Here is a 21,740-nt window from a genome sequence, read left to right as displayed (position 1 = left end):
CAATCAGGGTTTGTCTGGAGCGGTCGTGGCGTTTGGGTTCACGGGGTTCCGAAGCCTCTTCAGCCGCGTCTGCTGGTGATTCTGACTACTCACCCAACCGCGAAAACTGGCCGCATGATGATCTCGATTAAAAGCATTTCAAGTGCGTGAAATTGGATAACTACCGATTCAATCCCATTGCATAAAGTGGGGATATGAGACGACAGTGCTTGCGCTTCTTCCCGCATGTTTCATATGGCCTGCATGATCCTGCCACTCGGTTTTTAACCGGATTTAGCCGCCCATTGCACCACGAGCATCGAGAGGCGACATGATACGATTGACGCCTCAATCGCTGCGTTTCGCCCGGAATCCATGCGCACCCTCACCTGTCTGCTCGTCTCGCTCACGCTCGGCTCGCCGCTCCCGGTCCTGGCGCAAGGCATCGGCAATCCAGACTACGATCAATGCATCCTGCAATCGCTGAGAGATAGTCAAAGCAGCGTAGCGGCAAACGCGATCAGACGCTCGTGCGAAGCGCTTTACAGAAACGGTGCGCTCTTATTGCCTCGGGAAAGGTCGTATCACGTGTGCGTCCTGCAGAATTTGCAGACTGTAAGAAGCCAATCGGCGATTCAACAGATCCTGCGAGCATGCCGGCGCCAGAATCAGATGTGATCCATGGTTCGTTACCCGGTAGGCCGACGCATTCGCGCGACGAGCGCATGAGTCTCACACGATTGGGATATGAACGGCGGCAAAAAAAATTCAAAGCGTGCCGATTCTCCCAGGCGCACCCCGGTCATTACAAAACAAAAATAGCCGTCCTTGTTTTTCGCGTATAACGCAGTCAAGCCGGAACGGCGAATGACCGCGCAGGATCCCGCTGGTCCTTTTCATTGGCGCGCGCAGAAATCGTCAATCGTCTTTGAGCAGGCATTCAACAAAACAGGAGGTCGAACCGATCCCTCATGAATAACCGCCCAATGAAGCTCTACTTCAGCCGCAACTACAATCCGCGCCTCGCCGTTGCCGTGGCGCGCTATCTGAACTCACCGGTCGAGTTTGAATTCGCTTCCCCCTTTTCCCCGGGCGAGACCGAGAAGTTCCTCAAGCTCAATCCAAACCAGGGGCTTCCCATTCTGGTCGAGGGGGAAACGTCGCTGTGGGAAGCGGACGCGATCGCTTGCCGGCTCTCGCGCCTCGCCGGGTCCGACTTCTGGCCGACGGGTGACGCCATGCCCGATCTCATCCGCTGGATCAGCTGGGGCTACTGGAATTTCGTGCGCGCCTGCGATCAGGTTCATTTCGAACGCGTGACCAAACAGCGTTACGGCCTCGGTCCGATCAGGCACGAGCTCGTCGAGGCGGGCATGAGCCGGTTCGCGTCCTCGGCCGCGATACTGGAACAGCATCTCGCGGACCAGGATTGGCTCGTCGGCGGCGAGCCCACCTACGCCGATTTTCGCCTCGCCTGCGTACTCCCGTTCGCCCAACTCGCCGGCCTGCCGCTCGCCGATTTCTCGCGCGTCGAAGCCTGGCATGCGCGGCTCATGGAGATCCCCGCCTGGCGGGATCCATTCGCAGGGCTCGACGCGCCTGAACTGCCCCCGCTCAGAGCGCAAGCGCAATGACTCTCGGGGCGTTCGTTCTGGCGACGCCGCAGCCGCGCAACACGCGCTCCACGACTCGCGCTTGAGGGTTTTCCTTAGGCTCAGGCACGGCAACATGCTAATGGTTGGCCGTCGATGGACATGCTAGGATTTCTTCAAACAACTCCGGAAACTGCCATGCCGTTCATCTGCGAAAACGTTGAATGTCGTGCCGTGCTGGCTCGCGGGCAAGTCAGATCCACCCACGAGGACGAGAGGTGGTACTTCTACTGCCCGGACTGCAAAGCCAGAAACGAGTTGAAAAATATCGGCATACCTGGCGGTCCTGTCGAGTTGATTCAACCAGAAAGATCCGACCTTCCGCATAAGGTCATAGCGACTGCCCGGCCATTGGAAGACGGCAGGTACGCAGCGCAACTGCGCGTTCAAAGGGCACTCAGTATGAAAGGCGTTTATGCGGCCGAAGAGCACTGGGAGCAGCTCGGTGTATTCCTCGACGCGCAAGAGGCCGTCGCGCACGCGAAATCCAAGGCAGCTGACGTGCTGGAGCGAAAAGCCTAGTCTCGAGTGGGCGTTTCATTGCGCCGCAGGGATGAATGCGCGGATCTTCGCGGCCCATCACCGTAGATCCGCGCGCCACTGTCGTGCTGTACGGTGCACATGCCGTGCAGAAGCGGTTCAGCTTTCCGCACGCGCCGCCAAGCGGCATAAACGAATTGCGCACTTCTGCGAGACACCATGTGAGCAACTCGGATCGGCCCACGTTCACTCACGAAGCACCACTAACAGAAAGCTTGACAAATAGCCTTGCCGCTTCGTTGCCGTGGGACAAGGCGCGCAATGCAAGGGAGAGCGCTAGCTGTGCGTCGTGAGAGACCGCGCTACGGTCCTGATCGAACAGCTTGACGGCGTGGCGCATGTGCTGCGCCGCCTGCGTGTGAAGCTCCACGGCCGCCGCATGATGGTTTGCCACGTCCGCGGCACTGACGCTCGTGCCGCTCGACGGCGGCGCTATTGCGGGCGTATTGGTGTTGTGCGCGCCTGCGTCGTGAGCCTGATCGATCGCATGCAACGTGTGCCCGTGGGCCATCATCGCCTGATGTGCGGCGTGGGCAAAGTCTCGACCGTCTTCAAAATGACGCGCCGCCTCGCGGTGATGTCGCGCGGCCTGCTCGTGATGTGACGCCGCGGCTTCGAGATGACCCTTCTTGCTGTGCTTCGTGTTCATGCCGGCTCCTGTGCAAATCAGGACTGACTCCAATGGCGACCGGTTCGAAGACACTCGCGGGTCGCAAACTGCAAGCCCCTAATCTACACGCACCCACGCTTTCTGTGGCGCTCGCGTGCCGCGGAAAATCGGCATGATGTTGTGTCTGCGGCTAGCGCCCTGTCCACGAACAGGCCGGGGTGTACCCGGCCTGTTGGGAGGCTGGATGCGCTCCGCGTTGCCTGTAGGCTGCGCGAGCGCTGCGACTTCGATCACACGGCCTTGACGAGTCCAAGTTGTTGCAGCGCGGTCAAGCCATCGTCCAGCCCGATCTCTTCGACTATCTTGCCGCCTTTGAGCCGTAGCACGGTCGTGCCGGTGAAGCGCATTGTCCGACCGGTCGCAGCCGGCAGCGATCCCATGAGGAAATCGCTGAATGCCGGACCGGTATGTGTGCCACCACCTTCCCAGCGGCCCACGACGTATTCCCCCTCGGCGATGAGATCAGCGGTGCCCCAGAAATGAAGATCCGGGAACGCTTCACGGAAATCGGTCATGAAGGCCTTGATGTCTTCGCGGCCACGACGCGGTTCGTGCAGCGAGTATTGAAGCAGCATGTCAGGAGCAGCAAGCTCATCGACGATGTCGAGGTTGCATGTCTTGCCCCAGAAATCAGTGAACCAGCGGCCCACGACGGCCTTGTTGTCATCTTCCATGGACATGGTGAACTCCTCGTTGACAGTGGGTGAGAGAGGGAAACGCAATCGCTTCGCTCTGCATGAACCCTATCGGCGCAGGCAATCCGCCGCCCCCCGTTTCTTGCTGGAATACTCGCAAACCAGCATGCGGTCGATGCCGACGAGGGTGACGTGCCGCTTCGGCGCTAGTGCATCGCGCACGAGCAGGCAAGGGCGACACGACGGCATATCTATTTGCGTTAGGCATCCTCTGTGTTCACAGCAATTAGACAGCAAGAATCGGAGTGCCGGCATCGATTCGCTGCCCTATCCTGTTCATGCGATCGCACCATAGACCAGGCCGTCGGACGAAGAACGGTGCGCTCGAATCCCATGTATCTCGCGGACGTCCGGTCGCCAATCCGGAGTTCGCGCAGAGCGTGCCCGTCCTTCATTGACTGGAGTTCGACAATGTTGCCCTTTCTCTCGCTTCATGCGCTCGCAGCCCGACGCGGCGATGGACTGCGCCCTGAACTCCAAGCCTTGTTCGAACACCATGCCGGGCTGGCGACCGGTCTTACTGCTGTTATCGAGCCTGTCGAGACAGCGTGTCTTGCTCAGCCGACAGGCGATGCCGGCGACGTTTCTGTGAAGGAGTGCGGAGCCGACGGGCCGCCGGTGAGCGCCTCATGCCTGCCTAAGAACGGACAGTAAGGCACGAACTTCTCAACGACCTGAAAGGGCCGACGGCAACCAGTCGCCGGCTAGAACACGTAGCGGGTATATGCGGTTCAAAAGAAGCGAGGACCCGGAGGGGTCGCGCCGACTTTGCTGCATATTGTTTCGCTGCGCTTTTCGGTGCATTTGACTTCGCAGGAAGAATGCTCGACGCGGTGTGCCGGATGCAACGCATCAATGCCCCTCAGCGCTTCCCCTGACTTCGAACCCACCCTGATCGAAAGCGTCGCAATACACCTTCCAGTCATCCCCGACCTGCGCCGCGCATTGCGTCGCAAGATCGATCAGCGGCAACTGCCAGTCTTTACGATTGCCGAACACAATCAGCTCGTCGGCAATCGACGACTTCTGCCGTCCGCCGCTGCGCAGATGTGCCCATGCGCTCAGTTCGGCCATGCTGTTGATTACCGCTTCGAGCCGCGGCAGTTTGCCGTTCCAGTCGCCCAACGCGACCCGGTCTTCCGACGGCTGGAGGCTACGCAACACGTACGAACGCTGATTGAAATCGACTGCATGCAGGAACGCCTGCGAGACCGCCTGATTGCGCCGCTGCACTTCGACGACGCGCTGCGCCTCGGTCTGCCACTGCGGTTGCGGCGTGTGCAGATGCGGCGTGACCGACGAAGGCAGCGCCTCTTTCAGATCGATCAGATAGTTGCCATCCGGTGAGCCCTTGCCTTCGACGAGAATCACATAGCGGTCCACGCCGAGACTGCCTGTGCCGGCGATCCGCCGCGCCACGTCGAGGATGCGATAGAAGTCGGGATTGGGCTCGCTCGCGGCGAACCGCTGCATGAATTGCGAGACGGCCGCGCGCTGTTGGTCGCTCACGGGCAGTGCTTTCTTGCCGTCCACTTTCAGCACGCGTGTCTTGCCCTTGAGCACCGTGCGCCGCTCCAGATGCGCCACGCGCGTGCGGCTCGCCAGTGCAACGAACAGATCGCGCACCATGCCGACCGCGGTCTCCGCTTCGATCCAGCGCGACTTGCCCACCGCGAGCGCCGCGCCGTACGCATCCACCGCCGTATGGCAGAGCGCCAGCGCCTGCGCACGGCTCAGCTTGAGATCGGCGGCGCCGACCAGCACGCTCGTCAGCAGACGCACCAGTTCGTAAAGCGCGGGCGCGAGACAGGCTTCGTCGAAATCGTTGTTGTCGAAGTAGATCAGGCGATTGTCGGCCTTGTAGCTGCCGAAATTTTCCAGATGCATGTCGCCGCAAATCCAGACCGGCGGCGCATCGTCGAGCACCTTCTCGCGCGGCAGACGTTCATAGAACAGATGACAGGTGCCGCGCAAGAATACGAACGGCGAACTGCGCATGGCTTTGTATTTCATCGCGAGCCGTTCAGGATCGCGCCCGGCGTTGAAACTGCTGATGATCTTCGCGATGTCGGGCATGGGCGTTCCGTTCGTTGAGCACAACGCGGTCAGGTGGGAGGGAAAGCGGCTCGATCCGGGTTCATGCCGCTCGATGCGGATTCAGCGCATGCTCGATGCCCGCGCAGCGAATCATGCCGCCGCGTGGGATGGATCCCCTTGTGCTCGTCGCCGGCTTGGGTCTCGATTTGGCAGAGACACCGGGTCGCCGCCACCCCACTCGCAGGACCATCGCATGATAAGCGCCACCTATGCGGTCGCGCTACCGCCCCGTCATCAGATAGTACCGCCCGTCGGCACTCACGTTGAAACCGAACCCACACGCCGTCGGCGAGCCGCGCGTACGCACGTCGAGCGTTTCCGGCGCCGACAGGCTGAACTCGATCAGGCATTTGTCGCTACGCTGCTCGTACGGCGCGAGTGTGCCGATCTTTGCCGTGGCGTCGATCGGCCCGTTGCCGCCGGCCTCCGTCATCGGCACGCGCGCCACGCCGTCGAAGAAGCGCACATAGGCCGACATGCTGCCCATATTCGCACTGGGCTCGCCGTCCGGGCCCACGGTCGGATAGACGAAATCGCCGTCGATCCGGTAGACACCGCGCCGCCCTTTCACCGGCTTCACGTCGATGCTGTTCCAGGCGCCGAAGAACATGTATCGGCTAAAGCGCGCGCCGGACGGCGGTATGCCCGTCACCACCGCTTTGTTCGAAATCGCTTCGAGACGCTGACGCGCGGCGGCCACCGCGCGGCCGAGCAGCGCGTCGCTCGGATAGTCGTCGCCACGGCTCACCGCGCTGCGGTAGTAGGCGCGCGCGTCGGGGTACGCGCCGAGCTTCTGTTGCACGTCGCCCTGATGGACCATGGCCATCGCCACGCGCGAGCGCGCCGAACTGGTCGCCTTCGGCGAGTTCTCCTCGGCGGCCCGCATCGCGGCGGCCTCGGCGAGCGAGATTTCCATTGCGACGAGCGTCTGCGCGTCCTTGATGCGCCCCGCTTCGAGCGCGGCCACGCCGAGCGCCGCGCACGAAGCATTCGTGCGGCACGCAATGTCCTTGCCCGCCAGCAGATTGCGTCGATACAGCTCGGCGCGCGAATCGGCCTGCTGCGCCTGCGCCACGGCAAGCGCCGGTATGAGCGCGGCACTCGCACCCAGAACGGCCAGCATAGCCACGGCGAACACAGTTCTGACGTTCATGAGCAGGGGGATATGATGGGGATCATGTGTTTCGGCCTTCCGTTTCGATGTGGCGCTTCGAACACATGTTTTGCGCCCGGGATAGGCACGACTCACACGATACGCGCTGGCGCGGCCACTGGCCGTGATGCTGACAGAAAATCGGCGCCGGCGCGAATCCGTCCGCACCGCCAGTCGGCCGCCTCGTATGCGACGGGCCGGAAAACCGCGGCACGCCGCGCTCCAGGCCGCGCGCATCGAGCGCCGATTTTGCGAACGCGCGCCTGCCCCCTACTTTGCCTGGTGAATGGAATGCTCGCCAATATCCGCCGTCTATCGCACACGACGTAAGCGCTTTTTCAGACACGCTCGTGCGTGCCGAACTTCTTGCGATACGCCGCCGGACTCGTCAGCGCGACGCGTCGAAAATGGCGCCGCAGTGATTCTTCGGAACCGAAGCCCGCGACTTGCGCGACGCGCGCCATCGGCCACGAAGCCTGTGCTTCGAGCAACTCGCGCGCAATCGCGACCCGTTCCCGCACCACCCACTCGAAAAGCGCCATGCCGGTCGCGTCGCGAAATTGCCTCTGCAGCGTGCGCGGGCTCATCGCGGCGCGTTCGGCGAGCGAACCCAGCGTGTGCGGCTCGGCCGGATGCGCGCGCACCCGGTCCATCAGTTTCGCCAGCCGCCCGCTCTCGTCCTGCGGCATCGGGCGCGGCACGAACTGCGCCTGGCCGCCCTCGCGATGCGGGGGCACCACGAGCCGTTGCGCGACCCGATTCGCCACCGCGCCGCCATGATCGCGGCGCACCAGGTGCAGCAACATGTCGAGCCCTGCCGCCGATCCCGCCGACGTGATGATCCGGCCTTCGTCGATATAAAGCGCATCGGGCCGCACGCTCAACTGCGGATAACGCTGCTGCAATTTGTCGGCGTAGCGCCAGTGGGTCGTGACGGTCTTGCCGTCGAGCACGCCCGCGGCCGCTAGCACGAACACGCCGGAACAGATCGAACACAGACGCGCGCCGCGTTCATGAGCGGCGCGAATCTTTTTCAGAAGCGGTGCGGGCGGCACTTCGTCCGCGTCGCGCCAGCCGGGAATGACGATGGTGTCGGCACGCTCGAGCAGCTTGAGCGTGTATGGCGCGGCGATCGTGATGCCGCCCGCCGCGCGAATCGGACCGGCTTCGCCCGCGCACACCGCGAAGCGATACCAGTCGACGCCGAGTTCGGGACGTTCGAGCGCGAACAGTTCGGTCACGCAGCCGAATTCGAAAGTGCAGAGCCGGTCATAAGCCAGCGCGACGACGAGGTGATTGTGCATGGCGCAATGTTACTGGAGATTGTGATGACGCCAATCAGAATGACGACGAGGTTCGATTTCCGCCCAATCCGGGCAAGCATTTCCGGACAAAGAAAAATCAAGCCGCCGTCTACGCCATCAAAGACTCGAAAAGGCCGACCTGCCGACGCAAACCCGACATTTGTATTAAAATGTACGGACTAGTTAGTTTTAAATATAAGCACTACGCTGCCGAAGCCCCGTAAAACGCCAGCCGGCCGCGAACGCCGCGCGCATGCGCCCCGTTCCGGATACCCATTGCGCGCAGCCCTTCTGCTTCGTGCCCAACGCAATACGCTCAGGGACATCTGGAAATCGAAGGCGCTCGCCCGTCTCGCGCCGGTGTCGGCACGCAGGCGCCGACGGGGTGCTAACGCAGCGTAAGACCACGTCGAAAGCCTTGACGGGCTTTTTATCCGAGCCGATTCACCACTGCCGGAGCCAGCGCGCGCCGGCTTCACGACCCGGCACATGCACGCCGCCCGCTTCAGGCGGCCCGTATGCATGGGCCCAATTTGCGTACCTATGAAGACAAGCAATGTCCAAGCAAACTCAAACTAAGCCACCATCGACTGCGGCTCGCGTCGCTCTGTCCGTCGTGGGTGCGGTGGGCCTTCTGCTCGGCCTCTATTTCGTGATCGGCGGCGGCATGCTCATCGCCCGCGGCGGCTCGTGGTATTACCTGTTGATGGGCCTCGCCACCAGCGCGACGGGCATTCAGCTCGCGCGACGCCGCTCGAACGCCTACGTGCTCTTCATCATCGCCGTCGTCGCGACCGCGCTGTGGGCCGTTTGGGAAAGCGGCATCGACTTCTGGCCGCTGCAAGCGCGCATCTTCATGTTCTCGATGATTGCCATGCTGCTCGCGCCGGCCTATCCGGTCCTGCGCCGCCTCGAGGGCAAGACCCCCGCGAAGGGTGCGGCGTGGGCCGTCGGCCTCGTGCTGCTGGCGTGTAATGCGCTGTTCGTGTACGGCATGTTCATTCCGCATGGCACCTTCGGCACCGAGTCGGACGCCGGCCTCTCAAGAAACCATACCGGCACCGGCGACTGGTTCGCATACGGCCACTCGGCGGGCGGCGACCGTTTCGTGGGCTTCCCGCAGATCAATCGCGACAGCGTGAAGAACCTTCAGGTCGCGTGGACCTACCACACCGGCGACGTGCCGCTCAGCCCGACCGGCGGTGGCGCGGAAGACCAGGAAACGCCGCTGCAGATCGGCGACACGCTGTTCGTTTGCTCACCGCACAACACAGTAATCGCGCTCGATGCCGCGAACGGTCACGAAAAGTGGCGCCATGAATTTCCGAGCAAGACGACCGTCTGGGTGCGTTGCCGCGGCCTCGCGTACTTCGACACGACGAAACCCGTGCAGCAGCCGAGCGTGAGCGGTTCGACGCCCGTCACGCCCGTTGCTCTGCCGGCCGATCAGGCCGCCTGCCGTCGCCGCATCTTCATGAATACGATCGACGCGAAGCTGGTCGCACTCGACGCCGACACCGGCAAGCTCTGCGCGGACTTCGGCGAGAACGGCGTGATCGACCTGAAGGCCGGGCTCGGCAATGCGACCGATCCGCTCTACGAACTCACCTCGCCGCCGACCGTCGCGGGCACGACCATCGTTGTCGGCGGACGCGTCGCCGACAACGTGTCGCTCGACATGCCAGGCGGCGTGATCCGCGGCTTCGACGTGATCACGGGCAAGATGAAGTGGGCGTTCGATCCGGGCAACCCGCAGGACAAGGCGGCACCGGCAGCCGGCAAGACTTTCACGCGTTCGACGCCGAACGTGTGGGCGCCGATGTCCTACGACGCGGCCTCCAACACGGTGTACATGCCCGTGGGCAATGCGGCGATCGACCTGTGGGGCGCAAAGCGCACGCAACTCGACGAGTCCTACGGTGCATCGATTCTCGCGCTCGACGCTACGACGGGCGCCGAGAAGTGGCACTACCAGACCGTCCATCACGACCTGTGGGACTACGACGTGCCGATGCAGCCGACGCTCATCGACTTCCCGGTCGACGGAAAGAAGGTGCCGGCGCTGGTCGTCGGCACGAAGATGGGCCAACTGTTCGTGCTCGACCGTCTGACCGGCAAGCCGCTCACCCAGGTGATCGAGCAGCCCGTGAAGACCGCGACGATCCCGGGCGAGCCTTATTCGAAGACCCAGCCGGTGTCGGTCGGCATGCCGCAGATCGGCGCGCAAGTGCTGAAGGGCTCCGACATGTGGGGGATGACTCCGATCGACCAGATGATGTGCCGCATCATTTTCCACGGCATGCGCTATGACGGCCAGTTCACCGCGCCGGATACCGACACGTCGCTGAGCTTCCCCGGCTCGCTCGGCGGGATGAATTGGGGCGGCCTGTCGTACGACCCGGACGCGGACATGATCTTCGTGAACGACATGCGCCTCGGCCTGTGGGTGCGTCTCGTCAAGGAAGCGCGTCGCGGCGGCGAATCGAACGGTAATGAAGCCGTGAACGCGGGCATGGGCGCGGTGCCGCTCGGCGGCACGCCGTATTCGGTGACCAAGGACCGCTTCTTCTCGCCGCTCGGCATTCCTTGCCAGAAGCCGCCTTTCGGCAGCCTGACGGCCATCGACCTGAAGACGCGCAGCGTCGCATGGCAGGTGCCGCTCGGCACGGTGCGCGATACGCGCCTCGCGGGCGTGCAGATGCGCATGCCGACGCCGATCGGGATGCCGACCATCGGCGGCTCGCTCAGCACCGGCGGCGGTCTCGTGTTCTTCGCGGCCACCCAGGACTACTACCTGCGCGCGTTCGACAGCTCGACCGGCAAGGAAGTCTGGAAAGCTCGCCTGCCGGTGGGCAGCCAGGGCACGCCGATGAGCTACGAGCTCAACGGCCGCCAGTACATCGTGATCTCGGCGGGCGGCGCGCGTCAGTCGCCGGATCGCGGCGACTACGTGATCGCGTACGCGCTGCCGCAATGACACGCGACGCGAGCACCTGAAGCGCGGTACATTCGTCCGCGCTTCAGCGGGGCTCTGTATGGCGTCAGCGTGCGCACCCTCGCAATGGCATGCCGCCGACGCAGCTTCGCGTCGGGCATGCCGTTTTCATTCGAGCTTCCCGTGCCCCCGTGGCGCTCAGCGTGCGGTATTCTCTTTTCCCTTATGAAACATTCAGCCCTCGCCCTACTTCATTGCCATGACGCCTCACGCGGGTCACCGCGTGCGTTCGGCCGGCGTGCGCGGCGTACCTCGGCGGCGCTGGCCGTGTTCGCCGCGCACGCCGTGACCGCGCACGCCCAGAGCTCCGTCACCCTCTACGGCGCGCTCGACACCAGCATCGAAATCACCAACCCCGGCGCGGGCTACGTTGCACGCATGGATTCCGGCGCCTATCGTGGCTCGCGCTTCGGCTTGCGCGGCGCGGAAGACATTGGCAACGGCGTCAAAATCCTGTTCGACCTGGAGAACGGCTTCAATTCGGGCAACGGCTCGCTTGCCGTCGCCGACACGATGTTCAACCGCCAGGCATGGATCGGCGCGTCCACGCCCTATGGCACCGTGCGGGTGGGCCGTCAGTATTCGCCGATCTACATCCCGTTCAAAGGACAGCTCGACGCATTCGGCGCCGGAACGATCGCCTCGGGGCTCGACAATCTGTCGAAGATCACGCCGTATGAGAGCAACGCGATCACGTATCTTTCGCCGGAATTCCACGGCTTCTCGACGACGCTGATGGCCTCGCTACGCGAGCCCGCCGACGGCGACGGCAACGGGCTCGCCGGCCACATCGAGACGGTCGAGTGGCACAACGGTCCGTTCCGCATTTCCTATGCGCACCAGCAGACGCACGGCGACGGCGCGTTGCGCGCCAATCTCGGCGGCGTCTCGTACGTGTATGGGCCGCTCACCGGCTTCCTGTCGTTCTTCAATGGCGATGGCGGCACGCCGCGCTATCACAACGACGGCGCATCGGTATCGGCGCGCTACGCGATCAGCGGACGCTTTCGCGCGTCGCTCGGCTATACGTATCTGCGTGACCGCTCGGGCGGCGACAACAATGCCGACCAGTTCAGCGCCGCCTGCGAATACGATCTCTCTAAACGCGTGCTGCTCTATGCGAGCGCGGGCTGGCTGAGAAATCACGGCGACGCCGAATTCACGCTCAAGGGCGTGAACGTGACCGGGCTCACGCCTTCCTGGCCCGGCGCCAGCGTGCGAGGCGTGCAGTTCGGCATGATCAACCGCTTCTAGACGACGCGCAACGCGTGCGCAGCGCGCGAAAAAAAGCGGGCGGCCTGCACTGGCCGCCCGCCCACACCCTCTCATAGAATCGCGCCGCAACGCCCTAGCGCACCTTCCCCTGCCTCCACGCCGTCAGCAACTGGTCGTACTTGACCGTTTCGCCCTTCGGCTTCTCGTTCCCGAGCTTCTTCCAGGGCGCGTGCTGATCCGACAACCATTTCGCCGGATCGCTTTCCGCATTCAACTCAGGCGCGCACACCTTCATCCCGGCGCGCTGCAAGCGGCCCAGCACCTGGTCCATTTCCTTCGCCAGATTGTCCATCGCGGCCTGCGGGGTCTTTTCCCCGGCCACGGCCGTCGCGACGTTCTTCCACCAGAGCTGCGCCATCTTCGGATAGTCGGGCACGTTATTGCCGGTCGGCGTCCACGCGACGCGCGCCGGGCTGCGATAGAACTCGATCAGGCCGCCGTACTTGTCCGCGTTCTTCGTGAAGAACTCGCTATGAATGTCGGAGTCGCGAATGAACGTGAGCCCGACGATCGACTTCTTCAGCGACACGGTTTTGGACGTGACGAACTGCGCGTAGAGCCATGCGGCCGCACGCTGGTTCGGTGGCGTCGACTTGAAGAACGTCCACGAGCCGACGTCCTGGTAGCCGTTCTGCATGCCGTCCTTCCAGTACGGACCGTGCGGCGACGGCGCCATCCGCCACTTCGGCGTGCCGTCGGGGTTGGTCACGTTGCCGGGCTTGAGCATCGACGCGGTGAATGCGCTGTACCAGAAGATCTGCTGCGCGATGCGGCCTTGCGCCGGCACCGGTCCCGCTTCGTTGAAGGTCATCCCCGATGCTTCGGGCGGCGCGTATTTCTTCAGCCAGTCGATGTATTTGGTGGTCGCGAAGACCGCCGCCGGACTGTTCGTGCCGCCGCCGCGGCTGACCGACGCGCCGACCGCATGGCAGCCGTCGGGCGTGACGCGAATGCCCCACTCGTCGACCGGCATGCCGTTCGGGATGCCCTTGTCGGCTTCGCCCGCCATCGACAGCCACGCGTCGGTAAAGCGCCAGCCCAGCGACGGGTCTTTCTTGCCGTAGTCCATATGGCCGTAGACCTTCTCGCCGTCGATATTCTTGACGTCGTTGGTGAAGAACTCGGCGATGTCCTCATACGCGGACCAGTTCACCGGCACGCCGAGATCGTAGCCGTACTTCGCCTTGAACTTGTCCTGCAGATCCTTGCGTGCAAACCAGTCGGCACGGAACCAGTAGAGGTTGGCGAACTGCTGGTCGGGCAGCTGATAGAGCTTCTTGTCCGGCGCGGTCGTGAAACTCGTGCCGATGAAGTCCTTTACGTCGAGCCCGGGGTTCGTGTACTGCTTGCCTTCGCCGGCCATATAGTCGGACAGCGGCATGATCACACCATAGCGGTAGTGCGTGCCGATCAGATCGGAGTCCGAAATCCAGCCGTCGTAAATGCTCTGGCCGGATTGCATCGAGGTCTGCAATTTCTCGACGACGTCGCCCTCCTGGATGATGTCGTGCTTGACCGGAATGCCCGTGATCTCGGTGAATGCCTTGGCGAGCGTTTTCGATTCATACATGTGCGTGTCGAGCGTTTCGGACACCACATGGACCTCCTTCACGCCCGCCGCCTTCAGCTTCGCCCCGGTGTCGATGAACCACTTCATCTCGTCCATCTGCTGCTGCTTCGACAGCGTGCTCGGCTGAAACTCGCTGTCCACCCACTTCTGCGCCTCCGCCGTACCGGCCATCGCCGCATGGCCCGTCAAGCCCGTCGCGACGACGCCTGCCACGGCGAGCGTGACGATCCGTCTCCTCTGTTGCATGGCTGTCTCCAGTCTCTGAGCACCCCTTGCATCAACTGCCGGCGTCCGCCCGGGGCATCAACGGAACCGGTCTGTCCAGATACGCAAGTCTTCGGAACGCAACGCCGTTCAACCCTTCCACATGACGATGAGCAGCACGAGCATCGACACCGCGAAGCCCGGCCACGCACTCGCGTTTTCCGCGCTGATGCCGATCCACGCGAGATTGATGTACGCGGCAATCAGCAGCCCGATGAAAAGCCGGTCGCCACGCGTGGTGGAAATCGGCAGGAAGCCTTTTCGTTCGATGGTCGGCGAGCGGATTTCCCACACGGTCATGCCCGCGAGCATCAGCACGATGCAGCTGAAAAAGACCGCCACCTCGGGGGTCCAGTACATCCACGTGAGCATCAGACTCTCCCCATGGCAAAGCCCTTCGCGATGTAATTGCGCACGAAGTAGATGACGAGCGCGCCCGGCACGATGGTCAGCACGCCCGCTGCCGACAGCACACCCCAATCCATCCCCGCCGCCGACACCGTGCGCGTCATCACCGCGGCAATCGGCTTCGCGTTGACCGTCGTGAGCGTGCGCGCGAGCAGCAGTTCGACCCAGCTGAACATGAAGCAGAAAAACGCCGTCACGCCGACACCCGACTTGATCAGCGGCAGAAAGATCTTCACGAAGAAGGCAGGGAAGGTATAGCCGTCGATGTACGCGGTTTCGTCGATTTCACGCGGCACGCCCGACATGAAGCCTTCGAGAATCCACACCGCGAGCGGCACGTTGAAGAGCATGTGCGCGAGCGCGACCGCGATATACGTGTCCATCAGACCGACGCTCGAATAGAGCTGGAAAAACGGCAGCAGGAACACGGCGGGCGGCGTCATGCGGTTCGTGAGCAGCCAGAAGAACATGTGCTTGTCGCCGAGAAAGCGGTAGCGCGAAAACGCGTAGGCCGCCGGCAACGCGACCAGCACGGACATCACCGTGTTCATCAGCACGTAGATGATCGAATTGATGTATCCCCAGTACCACGATGGGTCGGTGAAGATGACCTTGTAGTTGTCGAAGGTCACATGGTGCGGCCAGACGGCGAACGCCGACATCGTCTCTTCGTTCGTGCGCAGCGAGATCGACAGCATCCAGTAGAGCGGGACCAGTGCGAACAGGATGTACACCGTCAGCACGACGACGCGCATCCAGCGGTTATTGCCCATATTCGTCTCCCCCGCTTGCCGGGCCGCCCTTACCGACGCGTTCCATCCAGTTGTAGAGAATGAAGCACAGCAACAGGATGATCAGGAAGTAGATCAGCGAGAACGCCGCCGCCGGTCCCAGGTCGAACTGGCCGACCGCTTTTTGCGTCAGATACTGCGAGAGAAACGTGGTCGAGTCGCCCGGGCCGCCGCCCGTCAGCACGAACGGCTCGGTGTAGATCATGAAGCTGTCCATGAAGCGCAGCAGCACGGCGATCATCAGCACGCCGCGCATCTTCGGCAGCTCGATATAGCGGAACACCGCGAAGCGGCTCGCGCCGTCTATTTCGGCGGCCTGATAGAACGCGTCGGGAATCGCGCGCAAGCCGGCATAGCAGAGCAATGCGACGAGCGGCGTCCAGTGCCAGATGTCCATTACGAGCACCGTGATCCACGCGGCGGCGGGACTCGCCGTGTAGTTGTAGTCGATGCCCACGCGATTCAGCGCATAACCGAGCAGACCGATATCCGGCCGCCCGAAAATCTGCCAGATCGTACCGACCACGTTCCATGGAATCAGCAGCGGCATGGCGAGCACGACCAGCGACGCCGACGCGCGCCAGCCGGACGCGGGCATCGCCAGCGCGAGGCCGACGCCGAGCGGGATTTCGAATAGCAGCACGCACGCGGAAAAAATGATCTGCCGCCCGAGCGCGCCGCGCAGATCCGCGTCGTTGATGATCGCGCGAAACCACTCGGTGCCGACGAACACATGCTGCGTCGGGCTGATGATGTCCTGCACCGAATAGTTGACCACCGTCATCAACGGCAGGATCGCCGAAAAGGCGACGCAGATGAACACCGGGATGACCAGCAGCCAGGCCTTCTGGTTGACGGGCTTGTTCATCGCACGATCCTTTCGTCGTTCCTGAAGAACACGGTTTCCGCCGCGGCGAGCTTCAACCAGACCGCTCCCTCGCCAACCCGCCAATGCGATTCGAGCTTGGCGCGGAAGGTGTGGCCGTCGCATTGCGCGGTGACCAGCTGATAATTGCCGAGCTGCTGCACGCGCAATACATTCGCCTTCACCGCACCGGGCTCGCCGTCGCTCACCACGCGCACGAACTCCGGGCGAATCCCGAGCGTCAGCGTGCCGCTCGCGTGCTTCAGCGTATCGAGCGTGTGCGCGTCGAGCCGCAGGTGCTGCGTGCCGATCCTGATGCCGTCGGCGTCCAGATCGACCGGGCAGAGATTCATTCCCGGACTGCCGATGAAATAGCCAACGAACGCATGATCGGGCCGCAAAAACAGCGCGTCCGGACCGCCCTTCTGCACGACGCGGCCGTTCGTCATCACGATCACTTCATCGGCGAAGGTCAGCGCCTCGACCTGATCGTGCGTCACGTAGATCAGCGTCAGCTTCAGTTGCTGATGGATCTTCTTCAACTGCCGACGCAATATCCACTTCATATGCGGATCGATCACCGTCAAGGGTTCGTCGAACAGAATCGCGGCGACGTCCTTGCGCACGAGCCCGCGCCCCAGCGAAATTTTCTGCTTCGCGTCCGCCGACAGATTGTTCGCCTTGCGCGGCAATTCCCGCGTCATGTCGAGAATCTCCGCCACCTCGTGCACGCGGCGCTCGACGTCGCGCGCCGCCATCTTGCGGTTGCGCAATGGGAACGCAAGGTTGTCGAACACGCTCATCGTGTCGTAGATCACCGGGAACTGGAACACCTGCGCTATGTTGCGTTCGCGCGGGCTCAAGCCGGTGATGTCGCGTCCGTCGAACAGCACCCTGCCCTCCGACGGCCTGACGAGGCCCGATACGATGTTCAGCAGCGTGGACTTGCCGCAACCGGACGGCCCGAGCAACGCATACGCGCCGCCGTCTTCCCAGACCATGCTCATCGGCTGCAACGCGTAGTCGTCGAGCGTCGCGGGGTTGGGGGCGTACGCGTGCGCGAGATTCTGGAACTCAATGCGCGCCATGAGCCGCCTCCGGGCCGGATAGCAGCTTCGCGTCCGCGCCGAACACGAACAGTTCGTCGGGGTCGATGTATACGTCGAGCTGCGTGCCGAGATCGATCTGATGCACGCCTTGCAGTTGCGCGACCAGATCGACCCCGCCTTGCTGCGTGTGCAGATGCAGGTAGGTTTCGGAGCCGCTCAATTCGGCCAGTTCGAGGCGGCACGGCACCGCGACGGAGCGCTCGGTGCGGGGCGCGAGCCGCAGATGGCCAGGGCGGATGCCGATGCGGAACGTGTCGTTGCCGCGCACGGCGCGCATGCTCGCCCGTTCGAGCGGTACGTCGATGCCGATCGGCAGGCGCGCGGTGCCGTCAGCGGTGAGATCGCTCACCAGCATGTTCATCGGCGGATCGTTAAAGACAGCCGCGACGTCGACGGTGGCAGGCGCGTTGTACACGTCGAGCGTCGGGCCGTGCTGCAGCACGCGCCCTCTGTCGACGATCGCCGCATAGCCGCCGAGCAGCAGCGCTTCGAGCGGCTCCGTGGTCGCGTAGACGACCGTGGTTTTGCCGTCCGCGAACAGCGTCGCCAGTTCGACGCGTAATTCTTCGCGCAGCTTGTAGTCGAGATTCACCAGCGGCTCGTCGAGCAGCACCAGCGACGAACGCTTGACCAGCGCCCGCGCCAACGCGCAACGCTGCTGCTGGCCGCCGGACAGTTCGCCGGGACGGCGTTGCAACAGATGATCGATATGGAGTTTGGCGGCGACTTCGTGCACGCGCCGTTTGACTTCGTCGGCGGGCAGCTTCTGCAGTTGCAGCGGCGACGCGATGTTGTCGAACACCGTCATCGCCGGATAGTTGATGAACTGCTGGTACACCATCGCGAGGTTACGCTGTCTGACGCTGACGCCGGTCACGTCGCGGCCGTCGGCCAGCACGCGCCCAGACGCCGGGCGATCGAGTCCGGCCATCACGCGCATCAGGGTGGTCTTGCCGGCTTGGGTCGGCCCGAGCAGCACGTTGATCGCGCCGGGGACGAGCCGCAGATCGACGCCGTACAGATGCGTTTGGGCGCCCGAAACGACTGTCACCCGCTCCAGTTCCAAGACCAAATCGCTCTCCTTTGTTCTAAGTGCGTCTCCGGTGCTGCGGGTGCCTGGCGCGGCTCAGGCGTGGTGCGTGATGGTGTTACCGATGGCTTGCGCCGTGGATCTTTCCGCGAATCTTCCGTGGTTCTTATCCTTCCGGGCGCACCCTCAGGCAGGCCCCATTTTTTCCGAAAGGAATTAAAACAACAGAATCGATGTTCCTTTTTGTTCGTTTACGGATAAATTGGTGTTAACCATACAATCTTGAGACAGTGGCGTTCCTGACTCCTTGCCCTATGCCGCTTGAATTCTTTCGCCGCCGGTGGTTTTTCACTCTTGTCGTAAGAATCGTGTCAGCGTAACAGAAAGGTCATGGCCGGACGAGGCGGCCGCGAGCGCGCCACAGCGACGGCGGAACCGCTATGCTGTCGCGCATCGACCCAATCCCTGACCTTCGGGACCGCATGCAAAAAATGGCGGTCGCGACGAGAGCCGCCATGAACATTGAACCGTCCGTTGTCGCCGCCTTCACGCCCACCGGCAAGCTGCGCGCGTCGATCAATCTCGGCAATCCGATTCTTGCCAACCGACATCCCGAATCAGGCGAGCCGTTCGGCGTGTCGGTCGACCTTGCACGGGCGTTTGCCGCGAAGCTCGGCGTCGAACTGGAACTGGTGGTTTTCGATGCCGCAGGCAAATCGGTCCAGGCCGTGACCGAGGAGCGAGCCGATTTGGGTTTCTTCGCCGTCGATCCATTGCGCGGCGAGACCATCGCTTTCACGGCGCCGTACGTGTTGATCGAGGGCTTCTATCTCGTGCGCGACGACTCGCCCGTGAGAACGAATCAGGACGTCGACGAGGCGCACAACCGGGTCGCCGTCGGCAAGGGCAGCGCTTACGACCTGTTCCTCACGCGCGAACTGAAGGCGGCGCAAATCGTTCGCGCGCCGACCTCGCCGATTGTCGTGCAAACGTTCCTCGAACAGAATCTCGAAGTGGCTGCCGGCGTCAAGCAACAGCTCGAAGCCGATGCGTTAAAAACCTCCGGACTGCGCCTGCTGGACGAACGATTCATGGTGATCCAGCAGGCAATGGGCACGCCCAAAAGTCGCGGCGCCGTTGCGGCGAACGCGCTGAGTCAGTTTGTCGAAGCAATGAAGGCGTCGGGCTTCGTGGCTGGGTCGCTGGAGCGGCATGGGATCATTGGCGCGTCGGTTGCGCCGGCGGGCTAGCTGCGAGCACGGCGCAGTGCGACGTGTCTCGAAAGAAAGTGATGACAGCGCAATGCGGCTCCCTACAAGACGCACTGACCGCCGTCAACCTGCCTCATGGACGAAGCCGCCTCACGCCGCCGCTCACTCGCTACTGGCAACGGCTAACGGCAACCCCTCATCGAGCCAGCCGGTGATGCCACCGGTCATGACCTTGACCGGGCGGCCGAGTCGAGCGAGATTTATCGCGGCCCGCGTTGCGCCGTTGCAGTGAGGCCCCGCGCAATAGGTGACGAACAGCGTTTCGGGCGGATAGTCGACGAGCTTCGACGCCACGATCTTGCCATGCGGCAGGTTCACGGCGCGAGGCACATGGCCTCTGGCGAAAAGAGCGGGGCCGCGCACGTCCAGCAAGACAAAGTCGATCGAAAGCGGATCGTCGCTGGCCAGGGCCGCGTGGACGTCGGCGCAATCCGTTTCGAATGACAGCAGCGTGCTGAAATGATCGAGCGCGGCAGAACTGTCGGCAGCAGGAACGGCTGAGACCGGGGACATATAGGCTCCTTGTGCGTGTAGTGTCACGAAGGATTGTCCCGTTCTCTCGCACGATCGACCAGTGGCGTGATTGACAGATTCCGGTAACATCACGCCACCCCGGGCCACCCGGCGCCACCGCGTTCGCAGCAACCATAGCGATTCACAGCCGCGCCTCAATCGGCGTTCTCAACGCGCGATCGCGGCGCGTCCGCGCATCTCGCGATGAGCCGCGCGCCGTCCGACCATTCGACGCGCGCCGCGCTCGCCCGGCCGGCATTGCGTTCCCCGCGCTAGTCGTCCGCGGACTCGTCTAGCGAGACCAGAAGCGGCGGCGCCTGCATCCCCTGCGCGGTTTCCCGCTTGGTGAGCTTGCCGTCGACCGACGCGCCGCAATCCATGCGCAGTTGCTGGTAGTAGATGTTGCCGGTCACGTGCGCATTGCCCTGCAATTCGACGAAGTGATCCGCAATCAGATCGCCGACGATCCTCCCATTGACCACCACGTCGTAGCCGTGCACGTTGCCCTCGATCGAGCCACGCTCGCTCAGCACGAGCAGCGTCTGGGTGCCGGGCGCGCCGCTGACGTTGCCTCGCACGTGGCCGTCCATTCGCAGGCCCTCGCTGAACTGCAGATCGCCGGTGATCCGCACGTCGTGGGCGATCAGGGTGGCGAGCTTGGTCTGTTCGATGCCCGCGCTTTTTTTCTTGCTGAACATAACCGCTTCCTCGAAATAAAAATATTCGTCGCGTGATGCTGCCCGCGACGGGGATGGGTGTGCGCTGTGCGCCTCCCACTCACCGCCGTGACGCCGCCTGCGTCTTGCCCTGCCCGCGCAGAAATTGCAACTCGACATTGAGCCGCGCGACGTCGGCGGCGGCGCTGTCCGCCGACTTCTGCACCGCCGCGCGAGCCGCCGACTCCTGCGCCAGCGCGAGCCGCGCGCGGGCCAGTTCGGTCTGCTGTTGCCCTTCGTCGACGGGTTCGGGCGCGCACCGCCCCGGCGGCATGCCGGCGCGCCGCGCGTCCCAGCCGGCCAGCGCCGCCGCGCCGAGCGCCGCGCTGAACGCACACGCCCCAACCCACATGGCCACGCGCGAGGCAAGCGATCGCGCCGGCCGCAGCGTGTAGGTGCGCCCGCTCAGTGCCCCCGCGACGCGGTCGACCCGCCGCCCGCTCCAGCGCTCAGCCATGAGGCGGCGGCGCGAAGAGCGCGAGGTAGTCGACCGGATTGACCGGCGCGCCGTTGACCAGCACTTCGAAATGCAGATGCGGGCCGGTGGAGCGTCCGGTCGAGCCGACGTCGGCGATGTGCTGACGGGGCAGCACGAGGTCGCCCACGTGCGCGACGATCCGCGACGCGTGCCCGTAGCGCGTCACGAGTCCGTTGCCGTGATCGATTTCGACCGCGTTGCCATAGCCCGCTTTCTCGCCGGCGAATACCACGCGGCCGCCCGCCGCCGCCATGATCGGCGTGCCAGTTTTAGCGACCAGATCGATGCCCGGATGAAAACTCAAACGATGCGTGAACGGATCGCTGCGGTTGCCGAACGGCGAACCGAAGCGCGCGCCGTCGGCG

At 63.4% G+C, this 21,740-nt stretch carries 21 protein-coding genes; 6 read left to right on the top strand and 15 right to left on the bottom strand.

Annotated elements, in window-relative coordinates; all coding sequences use genetic code 11:
- Positions 1 to 354: 354 nt before the first annotated feature.
- The 3 genes from CIC12_RS33750 (at position 355) to CIC12_RS09780 (ending at position 2,153) form a co-directional block, all read left to right on the top strand.
- On the top strand, positions 355 to 657 hold the full coding sequence (locus tag CIC12_RS33750; protein ID WP_342030518.1) for a VF_A0006 family four-cysteine protein: 303 nt from the start codon (positions 355 to 357) through the stop codon (positions 655 to 657).
- Between the two features lie 308 nt (positions 658 to 965).
- Positions 966 to 1,613, top strand: coding sequence for a glutathione S-transferase family protein (locus CIC12_RS09785; protein ID WP_168663925.1), 648 nt, complete (start codon positions 966 to 968; stop codon positions 1,611 to 1,613).
- A gap of 156 nt (positions 1,614 to 1,769) precedes the next feature.
- Entirely contained in the window at positions 1,770 to 2,153 is a 384-nt protein-coding gene (locus CIC12_RS09780) for a hypothetical protein (RefSeq protein ID WP_168663924.1), read from the top strand.
- Positions 2,154 to 2,361: 208 nt separating this feature from the next.
- On the opposite strand, the gene CIC12_RS09775 is transcribed toward CIC12_RS09780, so the two are convergent.
- From CIC12_RS09775 to ftrA, 5 genes are all read right to left on the bottom strand, one after another.
- Positions 2,362 to 2,820, bottom strand: coding sequence for a hypothetical protein (locus CIC12_RS09775; protein WP_168663923.1), 459 nt, complete (start codon positions 2,818 to 2,820; stop codon positions 2,362 to 2,364).
- 251 nt (positions 2,821 to 3,071) lie between these two features.
- Entirely contained in the window at positions 3,072 to 3,521 is a 450-nt protein-coding gene (locus CIC12_RS09770; protein WP_168663922.1) for an ester cyclase, read from the bottom strand.
- Between the two features lie 867 nt (positions 3,522 to 4,388).
- A complete protein-coding gene (locus tag CIC12_RS09760; RefSeq protein WP_168663920.1) occupies positions 4,389 to 5,612 on the bottom strand; it encodes a DUF2252 domain-containing protein in 1,224 nt (407 codons plus the stop codon).
- Positions 5,613 to 5,853: 241 nt separating this feature from the next.
- The gene (locus CIC12_RS09755) at positions 5,854 to 6,786 is read right to left on the bottom strand and encodes a tetratricopeptide repeat protein (RefSeq protein ID WP_168663919.1); all 933 of its coding nucleotides are present in this window, start codon (positions 6,784 to 6,786) and stop codon (positions 5,854 to 5,856) included.
- A 338-nt stretch (positions 6,787 to 7,124) separates the two neighbouring features.
- Positions 7,125 to 8,090 (bottom strand): transcriptional regulator FtrA, encoded by a 966-nt coding sequence (ftrA, locus tag CIC12_RS09750; protein ID WP_168663918.1) that lies wholly within the window; start codon positions 8,088 to 8,090, stop codon positions 7,125 to 7,127.
- Positions 8,091 to 8,646: 556 nt separating this feature from the next.
- Here ftrA and CIC12_RS09745 point away from each other — a divergent pair.
- Positions 8,647 to 11,067, top strand: coding sequence for a membrane-bound PQQ-dependent dehydrogenase, glucose/quinate/shikimate family (locus CIC12_RS09745; RefSeq protein WP_168663917.1), 2,421 nt, complete (start codon positions 8,647 to 8,649; stop codon positions 11,065 to 11,067).
- Between the two features lie 183 nt (positions 11,068 to 11,250).
- Positions 11,251 to 12,339, top strand: coding sequence for a porin (locus CIC12_RS09740; protein ID WP_168663916.1), 1,089 nt, complete (start codon positions 11,251 to 11,253; stop codon positions 12,337 to 12,339).
- Between the two features lie 94 nt (positions 12,340 to 12,433).
- Here CIC12_RS09740 and CIC12_RS09735 read toward each other — a convergent pair whose 3' ends face one another.
- The 6 genes from CIC12_RS09735 to CIC12_RS09710 all read right to left on the bottom strand — a co-directional run bounded on the left by CIC12_RS09735 (position 12,434) and on the right by CIC12_RS09710 (position 18,439).
- Complete coding sequence (locus CIC12_RS09735; protein WP_168663915.1) at positions 12,434 to 14,176, bottom strand: ABC transporter substrate-binding protein; 1,743 nt, start codon at positions 14,174 to 14,176, stop codon at positions 12,434 to 12,436.
- A 108-nt stretch (positions 14,177 to 14,284) separates the two neighbouring features.
- Complete coding sequence (locus tag CIC12_RS09730) at positions 14,285 to 14,566, bottom strand: DUF2160 domain-containing protein (RefSeq protein ID WP_168663914.1); 282 nt, start codon at positions 14,564 to 14,566, stop codon at positions 14,285 to 14,287.
- Positions 14,566 to 15,375 carry a carbohydrate ABC transporter permease gene (locus tag CIC12_RS09725; protein WP_168663913.1) on the bottom strand — a complete coding sequence of 270 codons (810 nt, stop codon included), beginning with the start codon at positions 15,373 to 15,375 and terminating at the stop codon, positions 14,566 to 14,568. Before CIC12_RS09725 ends, CIC12_RS09730 begins: the two co-directional genes overlap by 1 nt.
- Positions 15,365 to 16,261 carry a carbohydrate ABC transporter permease gene (locus CIC12_RS09720; protein ID WP_121321207.1) on the bottom strand — a complete coding sequence of 299 codons (897 nt, stop codon included), beginning with the start codon at positions 16,259 to 16,261 and terminating at the stop codon, positions 15,365 to 15,367. Before CIC12_RS09720 ends, CIC12_RS09725 begins: the two co-directional genes overlap by 11 nt.
- The gene (locus tag CIC12_RS09715; protein WP_168663912.1) at positions 16,258 to 17,346 is read right to left on the bottom strand and encodes an ABC transporter ATP-binding protein; all 1,089 of its coding nucleotides are present in this window, start codon (positions 17,344 to 17,346) and stop codon (positions 16,258 to 16,260) included. Before CIC12_RS09715 ends, CIC12_RS09720 begins: the two co-directional genes overlap by 4 nt.
- A complete protein-coding gene (locus CIC12_RS09710) occupies positions 17,333 to 18,439 on the bottom strand; it encodes an ABC transporter ATP-binding protein (RefSeq protein ID WP_168663911.1) in 1,107 nt (368 codons plus the stop codon). Before CIC12_RS09710 ends, CIC12_RS09715 begins: the two co-directional genes overlap by 14 nt.
- Positions 18,440 to 18,912: 473 nt before the next feature.
- Here CIC12_RS09710 and CIC12_RS09705 point away from each other — a divergent pair, with 473 nt between their 5' ends.
- Positions 18,913 to 19,647 (top strand): ABC transporter substrate-binding protein, encoded by a 735-nt coding sequence (locus tag CIC12_RS09705; protein WP_168663910.1) that lies wholly within the window; start codon positions 18,913 to 18,915, stop codon positions 19,645 to 19,647.
- A 123-nt stretch (positions 19,648 to 19,770) separates the two neighbouring features.
- Here the strand turns inward: CIC12_RS09705 and CIC12_RS09700 are convergent, their stop codons facing one another.
- The 4 genes from CIC12_RS09700 to CIC12_RS09685 form a co-directional block, all read right to left on the bottom strand.
- Positions 19,771 to 20,181, bottom strand: coding sequence for a rhodanese-like domain-containing protein (locus CIC12_RS09700; protein WP_168663909.1), 411 nt, complete (start codon positions 20,179 to 20,181; stop codon positions 19,771 to 19,773).
- A 272-nt stretch (positions 20,182 to 20,453) separates the two neighbouring features.
- A complete protein-coding gene (locus tag CIC12_RS09695; protein WP_168663908.1) occupies positions 20,454 to 20,879 on the bottom strand; it encodes a bactofilin family protein in 426 nt (141 codons plus the stop codon).
- Positions 20,880 to 20,958: 79 nt separating this feature from the next.
- Positions 20,959 to 21,354: a hypothetical protein gene (locus CIC12_RS09690; RefSeq protein WP_168663907.1), complete on the bottom strand. Its 396-nt coding sequence runs from the start codon at positions 21,352 to 21,354 to the stop codon at positions 20,959 to 20,961.
- A partial coding sequence (locus CIC12_RS09685; protein WP_168663906.1) for a M23 family metallopeptidase occupies positions 21,347 to 21,740 on the bottom strand: 394 nt, incomplete at its 5' end. The genes CIC12_RS09690 and CIC12_RS09685, both read right to left, overlap by 8 nt.

Origin of the sequence: Paraburkholderia sp. SG-MS1 (assembly GCF_012275575.1) — a bacterium.
Classification (GTDB): domain Bacteria; phylum Pseudomonadota; class Gammaproteobacteria; order Burkholderiales; family Burkholderiaceae; genus Paraburkholderia.
Note: the sequence above shows the minus strand (reverse complement) of the source record. Positions and strands in the feature narration are given on the sequence as shown.